Origin of the sequence: Halomonas alkaliantarctica, from assembly GCF_029854215.1 — a bacterium.
GTDB lineage: Bacteria > Pseudomonadota > Gammaproteobacteria > Pseudomonadales > Halomonadaceae > Vreelandella > Vreelandella alkaliantarctica_A.
Genome location: NZ_CP122961.1, coordinates 3,709,691 through 3,733,614, shown reverse-complemented (window position 1 = coordinate 3,733,614; position 23,924 = coordinate 3,709,691). Strand labels below are relative to the sequence as shown.

At 55.8% G+C, this 23,924-nt stretch carries 17 protein-coding genes; 6 read left to right on the top strand and 11 right to left on the bottom strand.

The window, feature by feature from the left end:
* Positions 1–11 precede the first annotated feature (11 nt).
* Positions 12–914 carry an amino acid ABC transporter substrate-binding protein gene (locus QEN58_RS17125; RefSeq protein ID WP_280104802.1) on the top strand — a complete coding sequence of 301 codons (903 nt, stop codon included), beginning with the start codon at positions 12–14 and terminating at the stop codon, positions 912–914.
* A 34-nt stretch (positions 915–948) separates the two neighbouring features.
* Here the strand turns inward: QEN58_RS17125 and QEN58_RS17120 are convergent, their stop codons facing one another.
* Positions 949–1,590 (bottom strand): TetR family transcriptional regulator, encoded by a 642-nt coding sequence (locus tag QEN58_RS17120; protein WP_280104801.1) that lies wholly within the window; start codon positions 1,588–1,590, stop codon positions 949–951.
* A 180-nt stretch (positions 1,591–1,770) separates the two neighbouring features.
* Between QEN58_RS17120 and QEN58_RS17115 the strand changes: the two genes are divergently transcribed.
* The 3 genes from QEN58_RS17115 to QEN58_RS17105 all read left to right on the top strand — a co-directional run bounded on the left by QEN58_RS17115 (position 1,771) and on the right by QEN58_RS17105 (position 7,876).
* Positions 1,771–2,865, top strand: a complete 1,095-nt coding sequence (locus QEN58_RS17115; protein ID WP_280104800.1) for an efflux RND transporter periplasmic adaptor subunit — start codon at positions 1,771–1,773, stop codon at positions 2,863–2,865.
* Between the two features lies 1 nt (position 2,866).
* A complete protein-coding gene (locus tag QEN58_RS17110; RefSeq protein ID WP_280104799.1) occupies positions 2,867–5,914 on the top strand; it encodes an efflux RND transporter permease subunit in 3,048 nt (1,015 codons plus the stop codon).
* Positions 5,915–6,196: 282 nt separating this feature from the next.
* Entirely contained in the window at positions 6,197–7,876 is a 1,680-nt protein-coding gene (locus QEN58_RS17105; protein ID WP_280104798.1) for a methyl-accepting chemotaxis protein, read from the top strand.
* Positions 7,877–8,003: 127 nt separating this feature from the next.
* Here QEN58_RS17105 and preA read toward each other — a convergent pair whose 3' ends face one another.
* Genes preA through QEN58_RS17085 form a run of 4 tightly spaced genes read right to left on the bottom strand, consistent with a single transcriptional unit; the run spans position 8,004 to position 13,087 of the window.
* The gene (preA, locus tag QEN58_RS17100; protein ID WP_280104797.1) at positions 8,004–9,338 is read right to left on the bottom strand and encodes an NAD-dependent dihydropyrimidine dehydrogenase subunit PreA; all 1,335 of its coding nucleotides are present in this window, start codon (positions 9,336–9,338) and stop codon (positions 8,004–8,006) included.
* A complete protein-coding gene (locus QEN58_RS17095) occupies positions 9,335–10,714 on the bottom strand; it encodes an NAD(P)-dependent oxidoreductase (protein WP_280104796.1) in 1,380 nt (459 codons plus the stop codon). Before QEN58_RS17095 ends, preA begins: the two co-directional genes overlap by 4 nt.
* A 34-nt stretch (positions 10,715–10,748) precedes the next feature.
* Complete coding sequence (gene hydA, locus QEN58_RS17090) at positions 10,749–12,188, bottom strand: dihydropyrimidinase (RefSeq protein ID WP_280104795.1); 1,440 nt, start codon at positions 12,186–12,188, stop codon at positions 10,749–10,751.
* Between the two features lie 32 nt (positions 12,189–12,220).
* Positions 12,221–13,087: a nitrilase-related carbon-nitrogen hydrolase gene (locus QEN58_RS17085; RefSeq protein ID WP_138799335.1), complete on the bottom strand. Its 867-nt coding sequence runs from the start codon at positions 13,085–13,087 to the stop codon at positions 12,221–12,223.
* 559 nt (positions 13,088–13,646) lie between these two features.
* Here QEN58_RS17085 and QEN58_RS17080 point away from each other — a divergent pair.
* On the top strand, positions 13,647–15,164 hold the full coding sequence (locus QEN58_RS17080) for an NCS1 family nucleobase:cation symporter-1 (protein ID WP_280104794.1): 1,518 nt from the start codon (positions 13,647–13,649) through the stop codon (positions 15,162–15,164).
* Positions 15,165–15,201: 37 nt separating this feature from the next.
* Here the strand turns inward: QEN58_RS17080 and QEN58_RS17075 are convergent, their stop codons facing one another.
* Complete coding sequence (locus QEN58_RS17075; protein ID WP_280104793.1) at positions 15,202–16,104, bottom strand: LysR family transcriptional regulator; 903 nt, start codon at positions 16,102–16,104, stop codon at positions 15,202–15,204.
* A gap of 204 nt (positions 16,105–16,308) precedes the next feature.
* Here QEN58_RS17075 and QEN58_RS17070 point away from each other — a divergent pair, with 204 nt between their 5' ends.
* Positions 16,309–19,029, top strand: coding sequence for a bifunctional diguanylate cyclase/phosphodiesterase (locus QEN58_RS17070; protein ID WP_280104792.1), 2,721 nt, complete (start codon positions 16,309–16,311; stop codon positions 19,027–19,029).
* Here QEN58_RS17070 and QEN58_RS17065 read toward each other — a convergent pair.
* From QEN58_RS17065 to QEN58_RS17045, 5 genes are read right to left on the bottom strand one after another with little or no spacing between them, the layout of a single operon-like run.
* Positions 19,026–20,039 (bottom strand): CobW family GTP-binding protein, encoded by a 1,014-nt coding sequence (locus QEN58_RS17065; RefSeq protein WP_280104791.1) that lies wholly within the window; start codon positions 20,037–20,039, stop codon positions 19,026–19,028. The two genes, QEN58_RS17070 and QEN58_RS17065, sit on opposite strands and share 4 nt — an antisense overlap.
* A gap of 3 nt (positions 20,040–20,042) precedes the next feature.
* On the bottom strand, positions 20,043–21,095 hold the full coding sequence (gene moaA / locus QEN58_RS17060; RefSeq protein WP_280104790.1) for a GTP 3',8-cyclase MoaA: 1,053 nt from the start codon (positions 21,093–21,095) through the stop codon (positions 20,043–20,045).
* Positions 21,092–22,366, bottom strand: a complete 1,275-nt coding sequence (moeA, locus tag QEN58_RS17055) for a molybdopterin molybdotransferase MoeA (RefSeq protein ID WP_280104789.1) — start codon at positions 22,364–22,366, stop codon at positions 21,092–21,094. The genes moaA and moeA overlap by 4 nt, the downstream gene beginning before the upstream one ends.
* Positions 22,363–22,989 carry a molybdenum cofactor guanylyltransferase MobA gene (mobA, locus tag QEN58_RS17050; protein WP_280104788.1) on the bottom strand — a complete coding sequence of 209 codons (627 nt, stop codon included), beginning with the start codon at positions 22,987–22,989 and terminating at the stop codon, positions 22,363–22,365. Before mobA ends, moeA begins: the two co-directional genes overlap by 4 nt.
* Positions 22,986–23,843, bottom strand: coding sequence for a formate dehydrogenase accessory sulfurtransferase FdhD (locus QEN58_RS17045; protein WP_280104787.1), 858 nt, complete (start codon positions 23,841–23,843; stop codon positions 22,986–22,988). The genes mobA and QEN58_RS17045 overlap by 4 nt, the downstream gene beginning before the upstream one ends.
* Between the last annotated feature and the right edge of the window lie 81 nt (positions 23,844–23,924).

Here is a 23,924-nt window from a genome sequence, read left to right as displayed (position 1 = left end):
GGAGGTGCGTTATGCGCCGAAGTTTATTGCTTGTGTGGTGTAGTTTAATGGTAATGATGTCTGGTGGAGGGGGAGCGCAGGCAGAGATGCCTATCGATTCGCTTGAGCGCATAGAAGCAACCGGCGTGTTAAGGGTTGGCTATGGTGATACGGCACCATTCTCTTATTTAGATGAGCAGGGTAACGTCGTCGGTTACTCTATCGATATCTGTCAACGCTTAGCGGAACAGCTGCAAGTGCAACTGGGGCTGCCTTCTCTTGAGATAGCCTATGTGTATCGTACACCCAGTAACCGGGTACAACTGCTCAATAGCGGCGATATCGATATTGAGTGTAATGCCAGCACTAATACCCAAGAGCGCCGGCAGAGTGCGCAGTTTGCACTGAGCCATTTCTTTGTCTCGGTGCATTATGTGGCCCTGAAAGAGAATGGATTTACCACCTTGGAGGACTTGGCTGGGCGAAGCGTGAGCGTAGCTAGGGGCACCGTTAATGTTAGCCAGATCAACCAGGTCAATCGGGAACGGCAACTAAACTTGTCGGTTGTGCCAGTCGACACATTGCAGGAAGCGTTTGACTTAGTCACTGATGGCCGCGTAGCGGCCTTCGCCATGGATGATATATTACTGAGCACAATGATTGCCGAGTCCGAGCATCCTGACACTTACGCGCTTTCCGAAGAAGCGATTACCTCAATAGAGCCACTCGGTTTTTTAATGCAATTGGGCGACGATGCTTTTGCAGCAGAGGTCAATAAGGCCCTCGAACATATTTATACCAGTGCGGAAATGCCGTTGCTTTACGAACGATGGTTTCAGCAACCTCTTCCTGGCAAAGACGTTACGCTTAATGTACCTATGAGCGCCATATTAGCTGAACACTTTATCGCCCCTCGCGAGATGAATGTGGACTAAGTGATTTAAATACCTTTAGTGATCAACGCGTTAATTAAAATGGGGAGCAGGTTCGTACAGTTTGCGTGTTAAATAAACCACGCATTAATGTTTCCACGATACCGCTGCTCTCATCCGCCAGAGAATGCTGCTGGGGATCCTGAAGCCAGTCGAAGCAAACGCCAATCAAAAAGCCATGAAATTGGCGTCGGGCGCTGGCCGGTGTTAGGTCTGCGCGTAAAGTGCCAGCTACTTGGGCCTGTTCAAACAATTGCTCTACTCGTGCCTCGGCGTGCTCAGAGAGTCGAGTAATCATGCAAATCCGCGGGTGCTCCTCTTCCAGTTTCTCGCAACGGTGCAGCACGATGGTGGCTGCTCTCTGCAGTGGTAGGTCGTGGGAAATGGCCGCCAGCGAGCGTAGAGCAATTTCGCGTAAACAGTCTGCCGGTGCTGAGCCTAGTCGCTCCACCACCTCATCGACAATTTCATCCAGAGGGACACGTACGCGTTCCAGGAGTGCATCAAACAGTGCGGCTTTGTCTTCAAAGTGCCAATAAATGGCCCCTCGCGTCACCCCCGCAGTCTGGGCAATGTGTGCCAAGGTGGTACGCGAAACGCCTTGGGCTAAAAAGGTGGTTTCTGCCGCATCCAGAATGGTTTCTCGGGTACGCTCAGCGTCAGCCTTACGACGGGACATGGCGGCTCCTGTTAATAGAATTAGCGGCATTTTGACACTGATAAATAGCAAAGTCGCCGCACGGTGATTATTATACACTTCACTGACATTCACGAATGTCAGTGAAGTGGCTATATTACTCAATGTATATTCAGAATGCAGGTTTGAAAATTCTTACTGACCGCCATCAAGGAGCTGCTCGTGCCCGCTATTCTTCTCCGTTTACTGCCCGCCATGCTGGCTCTACTCGTGCTAACGGGCTGTGAGCAACCCCAGGCGCAGTCGACTGATGCCATACGGCCGGTAAAATTGATGACATTGCAGTCGGCAAATGCTGCGGCTTTACGTCAGTTTCCCGCGCGGGTGGAAGCCTCTACGCGCAGCAATTTGTCATTCCGTATGGCCGGGGAATTATTGGAGCTCAATGTGAGCCCCGGCCAACGGGTGAGTGAGGGTGAGGTGATTGCGCGCATTGATGATCGGAATGTCCAAAGTGAATTGGACAGCGCTCGTTCGCGCCTGCAGCTAGCTGAGGCAACGCTGGAACGCATGCGCTATACCCTGCAGCGTGGAGCGGTCAGCCAATCTCAGTTTGACCAGTCAGAAAGTGAGTGGCGGGCTGCTCGGGCTACCTTTGAGCAGGCCCAAGAGCAGGTCGAGCACACAAAGTTACGCGCTCCTTACGATGGTGTGATTGCCCAAGTACCTGTGGATAACCGTCAGATTGTTCAGGTGCAAGAAACGGTTGCGGTGATTCAGCAACCAGGGCAGTTAGACGTGGTGTTTCATCTGCCCGAACAGATCGTGCAGCGCATACCGCGAAGTAATGGAGCCCCCTTCGGTGATGCGTTGGCATTTGAAGTACGTTTTGGCAAGAGCGACAAGCCTTATCTCGCCCAGCTAGCGTCTTACACCACCCAAGCCAGCGCACAGAGTTTGGCGTATGAAGTCACTTTAACGCTTCCCCAGCCGGACGATATCACTCTTTTAGACGGTATGAGCGCCAACGTGCGCTTGGATTTGAGCGCGCTGCAAACCGCTCAAACTGCCCCGCTTTGGCGCCTTCCTCCGGATGCCGTGAGCTATTCTGGCGACAATCCCGAACAGGCCCAAGTATGGCGCTTCATTGAACCCCATCGGGTAGAGGCGGTGCCTGTTGAAGTAGGTACCTTAACCTCCCAGGGGCTTGAAGTGACCGGTGATTTATCTGCAGGTGACCGTATTGTGGCGGCCGGCGCCCACCGTTTAACCACGGAAACCAGGGTAACCCCGTGGGAAAAAGAGCAGGGGCTTTAAAATGGTCGACTACTTTCTACGCCATCGAGCGGCCAGCTACTTAATGACCGTGGTACTGCTGGCGGGCGGCGCGCTGTCTTTTTTAGGCATGGGGCAACTGGAGTTTCCCGAATTTACCATCCGTAATGCGCTAATCACCACGCAGTACCCCGGTGCGACGCCTGAAGAAGTCGAGCAGGAAGTTACCTCGACCCTGGAAGAGTCGATCCAGGCGATGCCATCGATCAAGCGGGTAAGCTCGGTGAGTTCTGATGGTCTATCGCAGATCACCGTTGAGCTCGAAAGCACGGTGCAGAACGAGGAGTTGGAGCAATTATGGGATTCGCTGCGCCGTAAAGTACAGGATGCCCAGGCCGCGCTTCCGCCAGGGGCGAGTCAATCCCGCGTTAATGACGACTTTGGCGATGTTTTTGGCTTTATGGTCAACCTGACGGGCGATGGCTATAGCATGCCGGATCTGGCTGACCACGCTGACTTTCTCAAGCGTGAGCTTGCTTTGGTGGATGGCGTCGCGAAGGTATCGTTAAGCGGTGAGCATGAAGAGCGCATCTATATCGAAGTTGATCGCGAACGCCTGCGCGCGCTCAATATTCCGCTAAACCGGCTACAGCAGCTGCTGGATACACAAAATGCGGTGGCGGATTCTGGGCATCTCAAACAGGATGGTCGTCGCTTCCGCATCACGCCGACGGGCAGTGCAGCGAACATTGACGATCTGCGCGCCCTGATTGTCAGCGAGGGTGATGGAGAGCTGGTGCGGTTGAGCGATATTGCCGATGTGAGCCGCGAGCTGGCGGAGCAGCCCCAGCAGCTTTACCGCGATATGGGCAGGCCAGCCATCTCGCTGGGCGTCTCCTTTGAAAGCGGTGTGAATGTGGTCGAAGTGGGCGAACGGCTACAGCAGCGTCTGGATGAACTGCAAACCCGCACGCCACTGGGCATGGAGTTAAACGTCGTTTATAACCAGCCCCAGGTGGTCGATGACGCGGTATCCGGTTTTCTGGTCAGCTTGATCCAGGCGGTGGCCATCGTGATCGTAGTGCTGATGCTGTTTATGGGTTGGCGCAGCGGTCTGTTAATGGGCTTTATACTGCTAATCACCATTATCGGCACCTTTATGCTGATGCGCTTTCACGGTTTGCAGCTGGAGAAAATCTCGCTGGGAGCACTGATTATTGCTCTCGGCATGCTGGTGGATAACGCCATTGTGGTTACCGAAGGCATGCTGGTGGGGTTAAAGCGCGGCGGCACTATTCGTGATTCTGCGCACCAAGTGATTCGCCAAAACGCCTGGCCGTTGCTGGCGGCCACGCTGATTGCGATTGCCGCCTTTGCGCCCATCGGTTTATCGCCAGACACCACTGGTGAGTTTATCGGCTCGCTATTTTTCGTGCTGCTCTACTCGCTGCTGTTGAGCTGGATCACGGCGCTGACGCTAACGCCGTTCTACTTCAAAATGTTTTTCCGTAACGTCGCCCCCGGCGATGGACAGGATGATCCCTATAAAGGCGTAGTTTATCGTTTTGTAGGCCGCGTCATTATCGCCGGTATTCGTTGGCGCTGGTTAACCTTGGCGCTGATGGTGGCAATATTGGCCAGCGCGGTGGTCGGCTTTGGTTCGGTCAAAAATGCCTTTTTCCCAGCCTCGAATACGCCGATCTTTTTTGTCGATTACCGCACGCCGGAAGGGACCGATATTCTCGAAACCCAACGTCGCATTAGCGAGCTTGAAGAGAGCGTGATGGCGATGGAGGGCGTTCGCCACCTGACCACTACCGTGGGCGGCGGGGCGCAGCGCTTTACTCTCACCTACTCACCGGAAGACCGCTACGCAAGCTATGCGCAGTTAATTGTCGAAACCGACAATAAAGCGATCCAGCAAGCGCGTATGGCCGACGTTGAGCAAGTGCTTGAGCGCGACCACAGCGATATTGACTTTAAAATCGCCCCGTTGGAGGTCGGCCCTGCGCCCAAAGCCAAGCTAGAGGCGCGCTTCTACGGCAGCGACCCGGCGGTACTGCGCCAGTTGGGCGATCAGGTTGAGGCCATGTTCCGCGATACACCGAATATGACCAGCGTGCGCACCAGTTGGCGTAACCGCGTGCAGGTGATTGAGCCCGTCTTTCTTGAGGATACCGCGCGTAGGTTGGGCGTAACCCGCGAAGACCTGGCCAGCACCCTTGCGCTGAGCACCAGTGGCAGCCAGGTGGGCGTTTACCGCGACGGCAGCGATCTGATTCCGATAGTGGCGCGGGCGATTTCTGAGCAGCGCCACGATGTGGATAACCTTGGCTCACTTAACGTATGGAGCGCAGAGCAAAACCGCTACATTACCGCCGACCAAGTCATCAGCGATATTACCTCACAGGTGGCGGATCCGCTGATTATGCGCCGCAACCGCGAACGTATGCTGGCGGTGTACGGTGAGCCCGACCCGCTAAGTGGGGTGACCGCAGCCAGTGTATTGACCGACATTCGCCCAAGGGTGGAAGCCTTGGATCTACCTTCAGGCTATCGGTTGGAGTGGGGCGGTGAGTTTGAGACCGCTGGCGAAGCGCAGAGTGGACTCTTTTCCTCACTGCCGCTGGGCATAGTGATGATGTTTATTCTCACGGTGGTGTTGTTCAATAACTTCCGCCAGCCGCTGGCCATTTGGTCGCTGGTACCGCTAACGATTATTGGCGTAGTTGGCGCGTTGTTGGTTACCGGGATGCCCTTCTCATTCATGGCGCTGCTGGGCACGTTGAGCTTGATCGGTATGGTGATCAAAAATGCCATCGTACTGGTGGAGGAGATCAACGTGCAGTTGCCGCTGCACCAAGACCGCTACCATGCGGTAGTGCGAGCGGCCGTCAGCCGCGTGCGTCCGGTCGCTATGGCTGCGTTAACCACCATGTTGGGCATGATCCCGCTGATCAGCGATGCCTTCTTCGCCAGCATGGCGGTCGCGCTGATCGGCGGCCTGGGCGTCGCCACGCTGTTAACTCTGATCGTGCTGCCGGTGGTTTACTGCGTGCTGTACCGGATTCGCATACACCCCGATAAATAATCAAACGCCTTCCTTCGTGTTCGCCGTGGCTTGGTCAAGCCGCGGCGAGGGCGCGCTTCAACTATACCCAAAACGTCCGCTGGTTACTGCCGCTTGCAAATCATTTCTATTCTCACGATTGAAAATAATTTCCATTCTAGACTAAAGTCTACGCCTCCCAGGCCGATAGAAATTCTCGTAAAGAATATTGGTCGATTTAATCTAAAGCCGCTGGAAGTGCTCTAGCTAGATTCTATAAATTGCCAATAGCTAATAGAACTGGCCTGGAGGCTTTCCCGCACTATGAAACGACTACTTAATAATCTATCAGTAAAACTAGGTTTAACCCTTGTCTTAGCCATTTTTGCATTATTAATCATCATCATTGCTTTTCTTGGCTATCAGGCAGGCGAAGAGGGTAGCTCTTCGCTTAGAGAGGTTGACCGTGCGGCAGATCAAATGCGCTCGGTCAACCGAGGGCAGCTGTCAATTGCAAACGCACAGCTTTTTTACGTCAATAGCTTTGTCGCGGATTATGAAGGCGATGCCAGTTCGGCCCGTGATTACCTGGTCGCAGCACAGGGCATGCAGGAGGACGCTCAAGAGTATTTCTCGGCGTTTGAGTCAATCGCTACACAGACGGTCCTTGTGGAAGCCTTGATGGCCAGCTTTCAGCGTTTGATGGAGCAGGGGCTGAGGCCCCAGGAAGCGGCGTTGGTCGCCGGTGATGAAGACGCATTTCGCAACGTAAGAGAGGCGGCAAGCGATTTAAATCAGCAATTCATAGAAGCGAGTACTGCCTACAACGATTACATGGCAGAACAAAACGGGCTCATGATTGCCGATTATGAAAATGATATGCAACTGATTGGTTACATCGATATCGCCGTGTTGATACTGGCGGCGTTAATGGTGTTGTTCGTACGCATTGCCATGGTGGGGTCGATTGTAAAACCGCTGAACGAGGCGGTAGGGCACTTCGAACGTATCGCCCAAAATGATCTTTCAGGTAAAGTTGACTCACGTGGCCAAAATGAAATTGGCAAGCTGTTTAGCGCCATGCAGCACATGCAGGGCAACCTGGCTAAAACCGTCTCTGAAGTACGCAACAGCAGCGGCTCCATTCATATTGGCGCGCGTGAAATTGCCTCCGGCAATGCAGACCTTTCATCGCGGACCGAGCAGCAGGCTGCCTCGTTACAAGAGACCGCTGCTAGTATGGAGCAGTTAACCGCTACCGTTAAACAGAACGCGGATAATGCTCGTCAGGCTAGCCAGTTAGCGAACGATGCCTCAAGCACGGCAACTAACGGTGGTGAAGTGGTTGAGCAGGTGATTACCACTATGCACGGTATCTCCAACAGCTCACAAAAAGTGACGGATATTATTACTGTTATTGACTCTATCGCCTTCCAAACCAATATCCTGGCGCTTAATGCCTCGGTGGAAGCAGCGCGGGCAGGTGAACAAGGGCGTGGCTTTGCCGTAGTGGCCAGCGAAGTGCGTAACCTGGCGAGCCGCAGTGCGGATGCCGCTAAAGAGATCAAAGCATTGATTGAGGCGTCATCAACCCAGGTAAAAGAGGGCTCGGTGCTCGTTGAAAGCGCCGGCGAGACGATGCGTGAAGTGGTTGCCTCTGTGCGTCGCGTGACTGACATTATGGATGAAATCTCTGCGGCTTCTCAGGAGCAGAGTTCGGGGATCGAGCAGGTGAACCAGGCCATTACCCAGATGGATGAGGTGACGCAGCAGAACGCCGCGCTGGTCCAAGAGGCATCTTCGGCGGCGAGCTCGCTGGAAGAGCAGGCGGCCAAGCTGGAAAGCGTCGTTTCGACATTTCGTCTGGCGGAAGGTGAAACCCGTACCCAGTATGCCCCGCTGACAACGCCCCAAACGCAACCGGCGCTTATGCGACCTGCCACCCTGACGGATAAAAAGTCGAAGGCAGCGGTAACCGCTGATCAAGAGTGGGAAGAATTTTAAGGATCAAGCCCGCAGGCTGCCTGATGCAGTCTTCGATTAAGGCGCCTCGCGCTGGATAACGATTCACGGCGACAAAAACGCCACCGCCCTCACTCTGTGGGGGCGGTGGCGTTTTATAGGGCGTTAATCAAGAAGCCGCGCGGAAAGGATTGCGCGGATCGTCATCCCAGGCCAGGAAGGGCTTGCCGGTTTCCTGCGGCACCATGGTGATGCAGTTTTCCACCGGGCAGGTGATCTGGCACAGGTTGCAGCCCACGCACTCTTCCTCGATCACTTCGTAGCGGCGCGCGCCGTCCTTTTCGGTGAGCTTGGCGATCGACTGATGGGAGGTATCCTCGCAGGCGATATAGCAGCGGCCGCACTCGATACACAGGTCCTGGTCGATCTTGGCGATGGTCTTGAAGTTGATATCCAGATGTTTCCAATCGGTGGTCTGGGGGATCGCCTTGCGCGAGAACGCCTCGATCGAGTCGTAGCCCTTTTCCGCCATCCAGCGGGAAAGCCCATCTTTCATCTCCTCCACAATGCGAAAGCCGTTGAGCATCGCTGCTGTGCATACCTGCACGCTGCCCGCCCCCAGGGCGATAAACTCCGCCGCATCCCGCCAGGTGGAAATGCCGCCAATGCCGGAAATGGGCAGCGTTGGCGTGGCCGGGTCGCGGGCAATTTCTGCCACCATGTTCATCGCGATGGGTTTGACGGCGCTGCCACAGTAGCCGCCGTGAGTGCTCAGGTGGCCGACGGTGGGTTTGGCGACCATATTATCCAGATCAATACTGGTGATCGAATTGATGGTATTAATCAGCGACACCGCGTCGGCCCCGCCGCGCAGCGCTGCCTGGGCGCCCACGCGAATATCGGTGATGTTGGGCGTGAGTTTGACGATCACGGGCTTGGAGTAGTGCTTCTTGCACCAGTAGGTGACTTTCTCGATCAGGTCCGGGTTCTGCCCTACCGCCGCGCCCATGCCGCGCTCCGGCATGCCGTGGGGGCAGCCCAGATTGAGTTCAATGCCGTCGGCGCCGGTGGCTTCCACTAGTGGCAGAATGTACGCCCAGGCTTCTTCGTTGCAGGGCACCATAATGGAAACGATCAGCGCTCGGTCGGGCCAATCCTTCTTCACCTGGGTGATCTCTTTAAGATTGACCTCCAGCGAACGGTCGGTAATCAGCTCGATATTATTAAAGCCAATCACTTCGCGGTTTTTGCCGTAGTGGGCCGAGTAGCGGGAGGAGACGTTCACCGCGGGCGGCTCTTCGCCAAGGGTTTTCCACACCACGCCGCCCCAGCCGGCTTCATAGGCGCGTACCACATTGTAGGCTTTGTCGGTGGGCGGGGCGGACGCCAGCCAGAAGGGATTAGGGGCTTTGATACCGGCAAAGTTCACCGATAGGTCAACACCGTTGACCACGCTATCGCCGCTGTTGTGCTTGCCCGGTGGGGTAAAGTTGAGGGTGTTCATGCGGCCTCCTGCTTGGCGACGAGCGCCTGATGAATGGCGTGGGCGGCAAGCTTGCCGTGCTGCACGGCCTGAACAGTAAGGTCCTGGCCGGGTTTTACACAGTCACCGCCGGCGTAAACGTTAGGCAGCGAGGTGCGCAGCATGTTATCCACCTGGATACGCTCGCCGTCGCGGGCGAGCTCGGTGGCTGTGGCGTCGCGAAGGCTTGCTTCCTCAAAGCCCTGACCAATCGCCTTGAAGATGGCGTCGGCGGCAATCTCGAAGGTGTCGCCGGTAGCCGTCAATTGCCCCGCTTGTTCCCGGGTCTTGGCAAAGCGCATGCCAGCCACCCGGCCTTGGCTGTCCAGCAGGATGTCGTCGGGCTGCGCCCAGGTGATCATGCGTACGCCGTTGGCTTTGGCAATCTCTTGTTCATGGTCGGTGGCGGACATCTCCTCGACACCGCGGCGGTAGACCAGCGTCACCTCGGTGGCACCCAAGCGAGCCATCTGGGTCGCCATGTCGATGGCGGTATTACCTGCGCCAATTACGATACAGCGCTTGGCGACCGCAAGGCTGCCCAGATCATCGGTTTGGCGCAGAGTCTTGATGTAGTCCACGGCGGGCATCAGACCTGGGGCTTCATCACCGGTAAGCCCCAGGGCGCGGCTGGCGCCCAGGCCCAGGCCGAGAAATACGCTGTCGTACTGCTGGTGCAGGGCGGCCAGTTCCAGGTTGTCGCCCAAGCGCTGGCCGTACTGAATGTCGATGCCACCGATCTCCAGTAAAAACTCGACTTCCTTGCGGGCGAAGTCATCGGTCATCTTGTAGCGGGCGATGCCGTATTCGTTCAGCCCGCCGGGCTTTTGCTCGGCCTCGAAGATGGTCACCTGATGGCCGAGCATCGCCAAGCGGTGGGCGCAGGAGAGCCCCGCGGGGCCTGCGCCGACCACGGCCACATGACGGCCGGTGGAGGCCGCGCGTGTGAAGGGGTGGCTATCGAACTGCATATGGTCGGTGGCGTGACGCTGCAGCAAACCGATCAGTACCGGCTGGCATTCGGCGTCGTGGTTGCGCACACAGCTGCGCTCGCAAAGGATTTCCGTTGGGCATACCCGAGCGCAGCTGCCGCCCAGGATGTTGGCTTCCAGGATGGTTTCCGCCGCGCCGTTGATGTTGTTTTCGCTGATCTGGCGAATGAAACTGGGGATGTCGATCTCCGACGGGCAGGCCTCCACGCAGGGCGCATCGAAGCAGTAGAGACAGCGCTGGCTTTCGATCATCGCCTGGCGATGGGTCAGTGGCGGGTGTAGATCGCTAAAGTTGCTTGCCAGCGTATCCGGGTCGTAGGTGCCGACCTCTTTTGCGCTGGGTAGGTGATTCAGTGGGCTAGTCACAGTAGAGCCTCCGCTGTTGTTATGGGCACAGCTGTTATCTTTTTACGGCCATCGGCGCATTCAGCTCGGCGCGCTTGGCCAGCAATTCGAAGACACCGGGGTAGGCGGGGCGCTCCAGGTAGCGGCCTGCGCCACGCTCGGCGCGTAGGTCGCCGTCGCGCCATACCCATTTGCCGTGGCTGATGGTGTGGCGGGCGATACCGCGCACCGTCTTGCCTTCGAAGATATTGAAGTCGACGTTCTGGTGGTGGGTCTTGGCGGAAATCGTCCGCGTGCCGTTGGGGTCCCACACCACGATATCGGCGTCGGCACCCACCTGAATGGCGCCCTTGCGGGGATAAAGGTTGAATATCTTGGCGGTGTTGGTCGACGTCAGTGCGACAAATTCCTGGGGAGATAGCTTGCCGGTGTTGACGCCTTCATCCCACAGCACGGCCAGACGGTCCTCGACCCCGGCGGTGCCGTTGGGAATCTTGGTGAAGTCATCCTTGCCCGCGGCTTTTTGATCGGCGCAGAAGCAGCAGTGGTCGGTGGCGGTGGTTTGCAGGTTACCTGACTGTAGCCCGTGCCAGAGCGCTTCCTGATGGCTTTTGGGGCGGAAGGGCGGGCTCATCACGTGGGCGGCGGCTCGCCCCCAGTCGGTATCCTGGTAGACGCTGTCGTCGATCAGCAGGTGGCCGGCCAAGCATTCGCCGTAAACCGGGTGGCCCTGCTGGCGGGCGTAGGCGATCTCATCCACCGCATCCTTGGTGGATACGTGAACCAGATAGATCGGCGCGCCCAAAGTGCTGGCAATGCGGATCGCTCGGCTGGCGGCTTCGCCTTCCACCTGGGGCGGGCGCGAAAGTGGGTGGGCTTCAGGCCCGGTCATGCCTTGGGCGAGCAGTTTCTGCTGCATGTGATAGACCAGCTCGCCGTTTTCCGCGTGTACCGTGGGAATCGCCCCCAGCTCCAGGCAGCGCGAAAAGCTTTCCACCAGAATGTCATCGGTGGCCATGATGGCGCCCTTGTAGGCCATGAAATGCTTGAAGCTGTTAACCCCGTGTTCATGCACCAGGGTGCCCATTTCTTCCCGCACGCTATCGTCCCACCAAGTGATCGCCACATGGAAGGCAAAGTCGGTGGCGGCTTTTTCCGCCCAGCCCTGCCATGTCTCGAAGGCTTCCAGTAGTGACTGGCCGGGCTGCGGGATCACGAAGTCGATGATCGAGGTGGTGCCCCCAGCCAGGGCTGCGGCGGTGCCGGTATAGAAATCCTCGCTGGCCACGGTACCCATGAAGGGCAACTGCATGTGGGTGTGAGGGTCAATGCCGCCGGGCATCACCAGCTGGTCGCTGGCATCGACGATTTCACACCCATCCGGGGCCTCTAGGTCGGTGCCAATCGCTTGGATTTTGCCGTCCACACACAGCACGTCGGCGCGGTAAGTGTCGGCGTGGGTGACGACGGTGCCGCCCTTGATTAATAAGCTCATCATTCGCTCCTGTTATTTTTTAACCAGCAGAATCATTCACCATCGGTGAGGCGGGTATAGGTTTCCGGGCGGCGGTCGCGGAAGAACTGCCAGTTGTTGCGCACCTCGCGCACCATGTCCAAATCGATCTCGTGTACCAGCAATTCGTCTTCGGTTTCGCTGGCCTGGGCCTCGATCTTGCCGCGCGGATTGACGATATAGCTGGAGCCATAGAAATCCCCGATATTCCAAGGCGCTTCAGTACCTACACGATTGATCGCAGCGATAAAGCAGCCGTTGGCGGCGGCGGAGGCGGGCTGCTCAAGCTCCCACAGATACTGGGAAAGCCCGGCCACGGTGGCAGAGGGATTGAAGATCACTTCGGCACCATTGAGTGCCAGCGCCCTCCAGCCTTCGGGGAAGTGACGGTCGTAGCAGATGTACACGCCGATCTTGCCGTAGGCGGTATCGAACACCGGCCAGTTGGATTTACCCGGCTTGAAGAAGAACTTCTCCCAAAAACCGGCCACTTGGGGAATATGGGTTTTGTGATACTTGCCCAGGTAGCTGCCGTCGGCGTCGAAAACTGCAGCGGTGTTGTAGTAAACGCCGGTTTCGGTCTCTTCGTACACGGGCACGATGATCACCATGCGGTGCTCGGCGGCCAGTTTCTGCATCATCTGGCAGGTAGGACCTTCCGGCACCCGCTCGGCGGCGGCGTACCATTTGCCGTCTTGGCTGGGGCAGAAATAGGGTTGATTAAACACTTCCTGGAAACAGAGCACCTGCACACCTTGGTCAGCCGCTTGCTGAATCATCGGCAGGTGCGCCTCGTTCATGGCGTCGCGAATAGCCTCAGGTTCAAGATCGGTGCTGGTTTTAAGGCCCATCTGAATAAGCCCAATTTTCATCTTCTGCATGAGACGCTCCCACTGATTGTTGGTGTGTGGTGCATATTTGTAATGTGTTCAGAATGAGTTTTGTAAAGCTGACGAAATAGACAGCTTTTGTTGAAAGTAGCGCTGGGCAGGTGGTTTTAGCAAGTCTTTAATGGCGATTTTTAAAACTGCATTTAACTCTTTGAGTTTGTTTGGTTTTATTATTCTAAGAAGCGGCTTTCACTCTTTTGGTGAGTCTTTGCACTATTTTGGATGTATTTTTTATCCTTTTAAAATCATATATTTGATGTATTTTTAGTGAATTAGTTTGGTTATTTTTTGTTTTATATTGGTGCAAATATTTTTTTTGGCCTAGCTTTGTTTAATTGGTTTTTGTTTGAGGGGAAAATGATCTAAAGGTAACAAGCTAACAATAATATTGTTGTCTAGAAAGGCAGCTTTTTAATCAATGAGTTAATTGCCCTGATTTTATAAGTAGGCACACTTATTGCTTTAATTCTGTCTGGGAAGCTCCATTGGCCGTGGAAGTTAGCTTTCAGATATAGCCTAGATGGGCAACACAATGCTGAGGAGATAAAAAATGACCGAAACAACCTCTCAGATGGTAGATCGAGGTGGGCTGATAGAGCTTGATGTAGGGGACGATGTACGCAGTAGTGCGCGCTTTAATGAGGATATTGCGCCTACCCAGGCCAGCGAGCGTACTTGGAGTAAGTGGAATATTGCGGCACTGTGGGTAGGCATGTCGATCTGCGTACCCACCTACACGCTAGGTGGAGTATTAACCGCCTACTTTGGGTTGAGCGTAGGGGAAGCGCTGTTTGCCATTCTCTTGGCCAACGTGATCGTGTTGATTCCACTTACCTTAAACGCCTTTCCCGGAACTAAGTTTGGTATTCCATTTCCGGTGGTTTTACGCTCTTCGTTCGGTATTTTAGGTTCCAATGTACCCTGTCTGGTGCGCGCCTTAGTCGGCTGCGGCTGGTTTGGTATTCAAACCATGTTTGGCGGTTTGGCCATTCACCTGTTGCTCTCCGAGTTGATTCCCGCTTGGGCTGCGATAGGAGGTGTTGGTGAAGTGATTGGCTTTTTTGTCTTCGGTGCGATGAATCTCTATGTGGTGATTCGTGGGGCAGAGTCGATTAAATGGCTGGAAACCCTCGCCGCACCTTTGCTGCTAGCCGTTGGTGTGGGGCTAATGATATGGGCGTGGCCAAACATGTCGATGACCGAGCTATTGGCCCAGCCGCCGTCGCGGCCTGAAGGGGCGTCGGTGTACGGCTACTTCTTCGCGGGTTTAACCGCCATGGTGGGCTTTTGGGCCACACTGTCGCTGAATATTCCCGATTTCAGCCGCTTTGCCAAAAGCCAAAAAGATCAGATCGTTGGTCAGGTGATCGGTTTGCCGCTAACGATGTTCTTCTTTGCCGCGTTGGGTGTGGTGTTAACTGCTGCTTCTGAGACGTTGGTAGGTCAAACGATTGCTGATCCTGTGAATCTGATTGGGATGATCAATAGCCCTTTCTGGGTAGTGCTAGCGATGCTGTTGATCATCATTGCTACTCTCTCTACGAATACTGCCGCTAATATTGTCTCTCCCACCAACGATTTTCAGAATATTGCCCCTAAGTTAATTAACCAGACCCGCGGCGTGCTGCTGACCGGCGCGGTAGGCGTGCTGCTAATGGGCTACGATTTGCTGCAAAAAGCGGGTGTTATTCCGCCAGGGGTTTCCCTTGAGCAGATGTACTCCAACTGGTTGTTAGGCTATTCAAGCTTGCTAGGGCCAATCGCGGGCATAATGGCGGTGGATTACTTCCTGATTAAAAAGCAGCGCCTGGATGTGCCCAGCCTGTATATGGATAACCATGCTTATCCTGCGGTGAACATTGCCGGTTTTATCGCCTTTGGGGTGCCGGTAGCGCTTACTTTGTTGTCGCTGTTAACCGGCACTATGGACTGGTTCTATGACTACGGCTGGTTCACCGGCTCGGCGCTGGGGGCAATTGTTTACTACGTGGCAAGTAAAGTGTTGGCGTCATCGCCCCAGGCAGGGCCAGCGCCGATAATGGCCAATGAGGCAACGGAGCAGCGTTAAACAGTAAAAACCCGGCATTTATGCCGGGTTTTTTACCTTAGCTGCTTTTGATTAAGCGCAGAAATGCATCAACGACGCGGTTAGGGCGTCGGTCATGGCGGGTAATGAGTACAAACGGAATGCGGTAGTGCTGCGTGGCGGTATGCAGCGCTCGCATCTTGCCCGCTGATACCCACTGAGCAGCTACGTGTTCGGGCAGAAAGCCGATAAAACGCCCGGTAAGAATCAAAAAAGCGGCGCCTTCGCGGTCGGATGCTGAAGCCCGCAGGCTTAGCGCATCATGCGCCTGGCGCGCCTCAACCGGTAGCGGATAGCGCGGCGCAATAGCGGAGTGTAAGGCGATATCTGCACCACTGAGCGTGTCATCGTCCTCTGTAAACAGTGGATGGTCAGCCGCGCAGTAAAGGTACGAGGGCTCATCATAAAGGTGCCGCGCTTCCAAGCTGGTGGGCAAATTCACTGAAGGCACTACGCCGACGTGCAAGTGACCGTCCATCACCCCACGAATTACCGCGTCAGAAGGCTCCATATGAATATGCAGCGTGACCTCATGCTCCGGCGCGCTAAGCTCAGCCAATGCATTGGTCACGTGCATGGCGGGGAGCGTTACCAGGTTATCGGTGATGCCGATATTCAGCTCGCCCTTGATCGTCTGATGCAGAGCGTTAACGTCGCTTTTGAAGGTTTCAAGCGCGGTTAGTAACGTCAATCCTGCCTGATAAATCTCTTTGCCCTCTTCGGTTAAACTAAAACCGCCACGCCCCCGCTGGCAGAGCGAGAAGCCCAACCTCCCCTCCAAATCGTTCATGTGCTGGCTAATCGCCGAGCGGCTAATACCCAGCGTGGTTTCCGCAGCGGTAAAGCCGCCGCACTCAACGACCGTCTTGAAAATACGGATGAGACGTATCTCGTAGTCGCTCATTTGGCCCAGCGATGCCATAACAATTTCCTGGTAAGTTGGCTATCAATGCTTAACATGACGTTTTTCAACGCATTAACGGCGATAAAAACTGTTATATATCACAAAAGCACCGCGGTACTATCGGATAAAGACGCGTGTTAGCACGTGCCAAGTATTATTTATGGTTACTTTTTACACTGTATCAGGTGCACCTGTGGGTTACCTGAATAAGGCTTCTGCGCGATGTCCGCTACCTCGAATGACGTAAATGATGATGTATTGAAAACTACCAAGACTTACCACCAACAACGCCGTCAGGTAATTGCGTTATATCTGTTAGCACTGTTAGTCATGGCGGTCCTGTTTGGTTGGCTGCTGAGCGAACAGTACGAGCAAGAAATTGAGGCCGCCGAGTCGCGGATTACCGCCCGCGCTAATGTGGTCACTGAGTGGGCGAAAGGCGTGTTCGCACAAAGCGGGCAAGCGCTGTTTGGGCTTGCGGAGTTGGTAGCGTTGCAAGGAGCGCCAGAGAGAGGCGGTGTCCAGGCGCTTCAGCGCGCATTAGAAAACGTGACCCTGTATGTCTCTATAGTGGACGAAATCGCTGTTGTGGGCTCTGATGGGCGTTTACTGGCGAGCGGTCGCAGCAACCGAAGAGCGAATGTGGATATCAGCGAGTCAGCGTTTTTTAATGCCTTCAAGCAAGCCGGGCAGAAGGAGCTGATTACCCCGCTTTACTGGTCTGACATGGATCAGCGCTACTATCTGTACCATGGCCGACGATTAGAGACCTCGGGCGGCGAATTTGCAGGGGTGGTCATTTCTAGCATTGTTCCTGAGGTATTTGCTGACGCGCTTGAGCAGATGCATGTGTATGAGGGCGAGAGCATTGCGTTGATCGATTCTGATTCTAAGTTAATTGCTAGGCATCCCACTCCAGAAGAGCAATTTCCTATCGGTATGAGAGTTGAGAGCGCGCAAGCTTCTCAGGAGGAGGCAAGAGAGCTGGCGAACGGGGAGGTTGCCTGGTCATTAAAAGCGCTCTCGCCCATTGATGGTCGTGAGCGCCTCTTTCGCATGCAAAGGGTAGGTGAGTATCCCATGCTGGCCGTGGTCGGCGTTGATTTGCACCAATTGCTGGCTGCTTGGCGCCAGCGTGCTTTGATTTTAACGCTGGTGATGGCCGTTATTGCCCTGCTGGGTGCCTGGGGGGCGCGTCACTACTTGAACCGTTTAGCGTTGGCGCATCAATTGCGCCAGCGTATCGAAGAGCGTGAACAGGCGCGCGCCGAGGCGCAAATCGCTGCTGCCGCCTTCCAGACTCACTTGGGCATTCTGATTACCGATCCACGGGGCACCATTCTCAAGGTTAATGAGACCTTCAGCCGCATTACCGGCTATAACGAAGCCGAGATAGTGGGTAATAACCCGCGTATGTTTAGCTCTGGCCTACAAAATGCCACCTTTTATCGCCGCTTATGGAAGCGTGTTAGCAAAACCGGCAGTTGGGAAGGCGAGATTTGGAACCAGCGTAAGAATGGTGAACTGTTTCCCGAGTGGCTAACCATCAGCGCGGTGTACGGCGCAGATGGCATATTAACTCACTACGTGGCCACCATGAGCGATATCAGCGAGCGCAAAGTTGCTGAGCAAGAGATTCATCAACTGGCGTTTTATGACACCTTAACCGGATTGGCAAACCGACGGCTGTTTATGGATCGCATCGGTACTGCCCTCAAAGAGCTTCAGCGTCATCAGCGTTGTGGTGCGCTGCTATTTATTGATATCGATAACTTCAAACAGATTAATGACACTTTGGGTCACTATGCGGGTGACCTGGTGTTACAGAGCGTTGCCCGCCGGATGGGCCAGATGCTGCGCGATACCGATACCTTAGCGCGGCTGGGGAGCGATGAATTTGCGGTATTAATTGAGGGCGTGGATAGCAATTACGCTCAAACCACTCGGCTGGCGGAGCGTATCGCGCATAAGTTGCTGGCAGTGCTTAACGAACCAATCACCCTGGCTGAAGAGAGCATCACTGTGACGGGGAGTATTGGTATTGCGATTATGGCGAGCAATGAGTACGGCGTTGATGACTATCTGCAGCAGGTCGATATGGCGCTCTTTCAGGCTAAGAGCAACGGTCGCCATGGTATGTGCTTTTTTGACCCTTCAATGCAGGCGGCGCTACTGGCTCATGTGAAACTAGAGGCTGATCTGCGCCAAGCGCAGGCAAGTCAACAGTGGCAGCTCTATTACCAGCCCCAGGTGGATCACTACGGTACGATCACAGGTGTAGAGGCGTTGCTGCGCTGGCATCATCCTGAGCGCGGCATGGTCTCTCCAGGCGATTTCATTCCACTGTTGGAAAGCAGTGAGCTGATAAACGATGTGGGCGAATGGGCTCTGGAAGATGCCTGCTATCAATTGGCTCGCTGGGCGCAGCACCAAAGGCTTAGCAAATTGTCCGTCTCGGTGAATATCAGTCCGCTACAGTTTCGCGATGAGCACTTTCTGACCCGTGTAGAGGGGGTATTTGCGCGTACCCAGGCGCCGCTTCAACGGCTAAAGCTGGAAGTGACAGAGTCGTTGTTTGTGGAAGCGCGAGATGACGCTAGGGAGAAAATGCTCGCCCTTAAAGCGCGCGGCGTACGCTTCTCTTTGGATGATTTTGGTACCGGCTACTCGTCCCTGGCTTATTTAGCTCACTTGCCGCTGGATCAGCTAAAAATCGACCAATCCTTTGTGCAGCAGGTGCTCGAAAGCCAGGCCAACGCGGCGATTGTCGAGAGTACCATTGCCCTGGCAGAGAGCCTCAATCTAGAGGTCATTGCGGAAGGGGTAGAGACCAAAGCGCAGCAGGCGTGGTTACTGGCGCACGAATGCTACGCGTATCAAGGTTATCTGTTTGGGCGTCCGGTCACCGTAGAGGCCATTGAGAAATTGGTGACGGGCGATTAATCCAGTATCAGCGAGCGGATTCGGCCTTCGATATTGATATCGAGAGCGGGACTCGTATCGGGAATGATCACTTCCAGCCGGGAGTCTTGACGCCATGCGCTGCTTTCAACGCTAAGCGTACCGCCGGCGCGGTTAAGGCGTTTCCAGCCGCTATCGGTATGAAACACGCCTTTAATGCGCGCCTCGCTGGGAAACTCTCCCAAACAGGCGGCCAAGTTATCCAGTTCGAAGCGCTCGCTTGGATGCCAACGTAGTCCCGTGCTGGTGTAGCCCAGCGAGGTGGCGGTTTCACGCTGGGGCTGGCCGGGCGGGGGTGGGAAGTCAAAAAACGCCCCGGCTATGCTGGGCGCTGCCGCCAGCTGTTGATGGTTGGCGGGCATGCTTATATCGCTTGCTTCGGCGCTTCCGCTTTGGGTCAACAACGCTATCGGTAGTTCGCCCTGCAGGGCTTCCTGCACCCATTTACGCGGCGGCCAGCGCTGCGCCACAAAGGTGTGGGCGGCGCTGAGCTGTTCGGGTGTGCTCTGGTCGAGCATGGTGAGCGCTACGGCGTCGGCCATATCGAGCTGATCACGGAAGGTGTCGTGCTGTCGCGCGCGGGCGTCATCTAATCGGCGGGGGTCGAGGGTGGCAATAATATCGCGTACCTCGACCACCTCAAGAAAGGCTTCGCCACGCAGTAGATCCAACAGACCCGCCGGGTGTCCAAGGCCTGAGGGTTCGATGATGACGCGATCAGGCTTGCTGCGCGCGAGTAAATTCACCAGTGCCGCTTGCAGTACAAAGGCGAGCTGGCAGCACAGACAGCCGCCGGGCAGGCCTTTCACCACCACATCGTCACGGGCGTCAAACATGGCCTGATCGATGCCGATTTGACCAAACTCGTTGACCAAAATGGCCCAGGTTTCATCCACAGGCTTCTGCTCGATGAGGCTGTGGATAAGCGTGGTTTTGCCGCTGCCAAGAAAGCCGGTAATGATATGCACCGGCACTTTTGCCAAGCCTGCCAACCTCTAGCCCCCCGTCATATTCATAAAGCGTACTACCTGGACATCGCCATCGGTGGTGAAGTGGTGGCGCTCGGGCTTAAGCGGCAGAGCATTGATGATCGCCTCTTTGAGTGCCTGCATATTGCCGGGGTGGCGGCGCAGCACGGCGCGCAGATCCACCGAGTGTTCGTTGCCTAGGCAAAGCAGCAAACGGCCTTCCACGGTCACGCGCACCCGGTTACAGGTATCGCAAAAGTTGTGGCTATGGGGGGAAATAAACCCAACCCGGCTGTCGCTGTCGGCCATTTTGAAGTAGCGCGATGGGCCGGGGGTGGTTTCGGTCGTAGGGATCAGCGGATAGCGCGTTTCGATCAATGCTTGAACATCGTCACTGGAGTAGAAGGTTTCCGCCCGCGAATGGTCGGAAACATCGCCCAGCGGCATCTCTTCGATAAAGCTAATATCGAGATTTTCCTGGCGGGCAAAGGTGACCAGGTCGATCACTTCGTCGTCGTTGCGACCTTTTAAGATCACCGCGTTGAGCTTGATGCGTTTAAAGCCTGCTTCTTTAGCAGCACGAATGCCGTCGATGACTTTGGCCAAATCACCGGTGCGGGTGAGCTGCTTGAAGCGCTCCGCATTCAGCGAATCCAGGCTGATGTTCAGCCGCCGCAGACCGCTGGCGTAAAGCTGCTTAGCGTGCTTGCGTAGGCTGGCACCATTGGTGGTCATGGTGAAGTCGTTAAGGCCTGGCATCGCACCGATCTCATCAACCAGTTGCTCAATGCCACGGCGCACCAGCGGTTCGCCGCCCGTCAGGCGAATCTTTTCAACCCCAAGCTCGGTGAAGGCGCGCGCCACCATGGCGATCTCTTCAAGTGTCAGTACCTGGGCGCGGGGCAGAAACGTCATCTCCTCGCTCATGCAGTACACGCAGCGGAAATCGCAGCGATCGGTGACCGAGATGCGCACGTAGCTAATGCGCCGACCAAAGTCGTCGATCAATTGCTGGTCAGCCTCTGGCTGGACAGATCGCTGTTGATTAGCGTGTGGTTGTGCGGGTCGTTGCTCGGTCATAGCCATCCCGTTAGTGGTTGTATGCTGACTACCTCGCCCGGTTGCGCGCCTGCCTGGTCGTCGGCAAGCTCAATCAAACAGTTCGCAGCCACCATCGAGGTTAAAATGCCAGAACCCTGGGCACCGGTACTGCGCACGAGTAACCGTCCTTCGCTATCAGTATGGTAAACGCCGCGGATAAAATCAGTACGCTTCAAGCGGCTTTTTAAGAGACTTTCGGTAACGGCATAAAGACGGTGTGGTGGCGCCAATGGTTGCCCATTAAGCCGATCCAACAGCGGCGAAACAAACTGTAGAAAGGTTACCATGACCGCTACCGGATTGCCGGGCAAGCCAACAAACGGTGTGCGCTTTTTACCCAGCCAACCGCAGGCCATCGGGCGGCCAGGTCGCAGCGCTACCCGCCAAAAGGCCAGTCGGCCCAGTTGTTCAAGGGCGTCGCGGGTAAAGTCAGCCTGGCCGACGGAAACGCCGCCGCTAGTGATCACCAAGTCGCTTTGCGCCGCAGCGTCTTCAAGGGCCGTTTTAATAGCGTTTAAATCGTCTGGCAGGATGCCCAGGTCAATGACGTCGGCGCCGTGTTCGGCCAGCAAACCCATAAGGGTGAAACGATTGGCATCATAAATGCCTGCCTGGGGCAGCGGTTCGCCGGGGGCGGTCACTTCATTGCCAGTGGAAAAAATCGCGACCTTTGGGCGCTGGTTCACGCTGATCTCGGCATAACCCAGTGACGCCAAAAGCCCCAGCGAGGCGGCATCGAGCCGTGCTCCCGCAGAAAAGGCTGTGTCACCGAGGGCAATATCCTCACCGGCCTGGCGGACATGTTGGCCGTGCTTGAGGAGCTCTGGAGACTCGATGGTCACATGCGCAGGCTTATCATCTTCTATCGGTTCGCGCAGTTGTTCACTCATTACCACTGTATCGGTGCCCGGCGGCAAGGGGGCGCCGGTGGTGATGCGCACGCAGTGACCGGCAGGTACTAATTCGCGACGATACTGCCCGGCCAATACCTCACCGGCAAGCGGCCAGTGGGTTTGCTTGGCCCCAACACCTTCTCTAGGCAAGGCTAGTGCTACGCCGTCCATGGCCGCATTGGTATTTTGTGGCACGTTAATGGGTGCCTGGACGGCGGCGGCCAAGCGGCGGCCGAGAGCCTGCGCCAGCGGAATCTGCTCGCTGCCCAGCGGGCGTTCAATCAAGGTGGCGAGCGCCTGGCGCGCTTCATCCACGCTAAGCATCTGCTCGCCAAGATCAAAGCAGGAGAGGGTCATCGGGCCTCCTTGGCTGAGGAGTTAAACAGCGTCGTTTCCAGACGAAGCTTCTCCTCCTCAGTATTAAGATTGGCAAACGCATCGGTGCAGTCCGACATATCGACTCGGCACCAGTCGTGGCGGGCATACCAACGGTCGATTTTACGTTCGCCCTCGGCCAGGGTGGCGGCCAAATCATCGGCTAGAGACGTGCGCAGCAGCGCAACCACCGGGTGCAGCCGTTCGCCGTCAAAGGCCACGGCGATATCATGATGGCCAATACCTTTTATCATGCGCGCCACTAAATCGTCTGGCAGGGCGGGGGAGTCGCAGGGCGCGACCAGCAACCATGGCGTTTTTGCAGCCCTTAGTCCGCTATAGATCCCCATCAGCGGGCCTTTAAAGCCGCCTTCAGCGCCGTCCATTACAAGATCCGCTATAACGCGATCTGCGAAAAAACGGTAGGCGTCAGCATTGCGATTGGCGTTGATCAGCAGCTCGCCCACCTGGCCTTCAAGGCGCTTCACCACATGGCCGACGAGGGGCAGGCCTGCGAAAGGTTCAAGCCCTTTGTCACGGCCACCCATTCGGCGCCCTTCGCCGCCCGCGAGAATCATGCCGGTGAGTTCGTGAGTGGGGATCATGAGCTTGCCTCTTTAGATGAACGGGCATGGGATGGCCGCGGTGGAATAGCGTCCAGGACTAAACGGTTTTGGGTGTTGATCGCTTGGAAATGGCGCCCTTTGGCGCGGGCGATTAGCATCACGCCAAAGCGTTCGGCCAGTTCGACGCCTTTTTGGGTGACGCCCGAGCGAGAGACCAGCACGCTAATGCCCATTTGCGCCACTTTGAGCACCATCTCGGACGTCAGTCGGCCAGTGGTGTAGAAAATGTCCGCATTAGCGCTGTCGGCCTGTTGTAGCCATTGACGCCCCGCCAAGGTATCGACTGCATTATGTCGTCCTACGTCTTCTACAAAGTCGAGCACGTCGGTTTGCTGGCACAGCGCGCAGCCGTGAACGGCGCCAGCGCTGCGGTAAGTCTCGTTGTACGCATTGAGGTTTTGCAGCAATTGATAGAGCGTGGATTGTGCCAGTTGAGTATTAGGCAGCGCCGTTAGCGCGGTTTGGTCGAGCAGTTTGCCAAAGACCGTGCCTTGGCCGCAGCCGGTGGTGACCGTGCGGGTGCTTAGACGTACTTCTAAATCTTCGGGCAGATGGCGTGTAATCACGACCGCCGCTTCTACTTCCCAATCGACTTGGACGGCTTCTAAATCAGCCGCGGCGCTTAGCAGCCCTTGGTTGCGCAGATAGCCGACCACCAGTGCCTCTGGGTCGTCGCCCAAGGTCATTAAAGTGACAATTTCGCGCTTGTTGAGGTAGACCGTCAACGCTCTTTCAGCGGCGATCGCCTGCTGGCGTGCATCGCCGTACTCATCGACGATACTGATCTCGGTGGTGGCCGGTAAGCGGGCTCGGCTTAACTGAAGAGCGTGCATCCGCAATCCTCGCTACTAAAATAAAATACCTGAGTAAAAAAGTCTGAGTTGACGATGATGGCGCTGGAAAGGCTTACTTGT

Coding starts and splice junctions, on each gene's coding strand:
- QEN58_RS17125 (WP_280104802.1), top strand. CDS start 12: ATGCGCCGAAGTTTATTGCTTGTGTGGTGTAGTTTAATGGTAATGATG.
- QEN58_RS17120 (WP_280104801.1), bottom strand. CDS start 1,590: ATGTCCCGTCGTAAGGCTGACGCTGAGCGTACCCGAGAAACCATTCTG.
- QEN58_RS17110 (WP_280104799.1), top strand. CDS start 2,867: ATGGTCGACTACTTTCTACGCCATCGAGCGGCCAGCTACTTAATGACC.
- QEN58_RS17105 (WP_280104798.1), top strand. CDS start 6,197: ATGAAACGACTACTTAATAATCTATCAGTAAAACTAGGTTTAACCCTT.
- preA (WP_280104797.1), bottom strand. CDS start 9,338: ATGAACACCCTCAACTTTACCCCACCGGGCAAGCACAACAGCGGCGAT.
- hydA (WP_280104795.1), bottom strand. CDS start 12,188: ATGAGCTTATTAATCAAGGGCGGCACCGTCGTCACCCACGCCGACACT.
- QEN58_RS17085 (WP_138799335.1), bottom strand. CDS start 13,087: ATGCAGAAGATGAAAATTGGGCTTATTCAGATGGGCCTTAAAACCAGC.
- QEN58_RS17080 (WP_280104794.1), top strand. CDS start 13,647: ATGACCGAAACAACCTCTCAGATGGTAGATCGAGGTGGGCTGATAGAG.
- QEN58_RS17075 (WP_280104793.1), bottom strand. CDS start 16,104: ATGGCATCGCTGGGCCAAATGAGCGACTACGAGATACGTCTCATCCGT.
- QEN58_RS17070 (WP_280104792.1), top strand. CDS start 16,309: ATGTCCGCTACCTCGAATGACGTAAATGATGATGTATTGAAAACTACC.
- moaA (WP_280104790.1), bottom strand. CDS start 21,095: ATGACCGAGCAACGACCCGCACAACCACACGCTAATCAACAGCGATCT.
- moeA (WP_280104789.1), bottom strand. CDS start 22,366: ATGACCCTCTCCTGCTTTGATCTTGGCGAGCAGATGCTTAGCGTGGAT.
- mobA (WP_280104788.1), bottom strand. CDS start 22,989: ATGATCCCCACTCACGAACTCACCGGCATGATTCTCGCGGGCGGCGAA.
- QEN58_RS17045 (WP_280104787.1), bottom strand. CDS start 23,843: ATGCACGCTCTTCAGTTAAGCCGAGCCCGCTTACCGGCCACCACCGAG.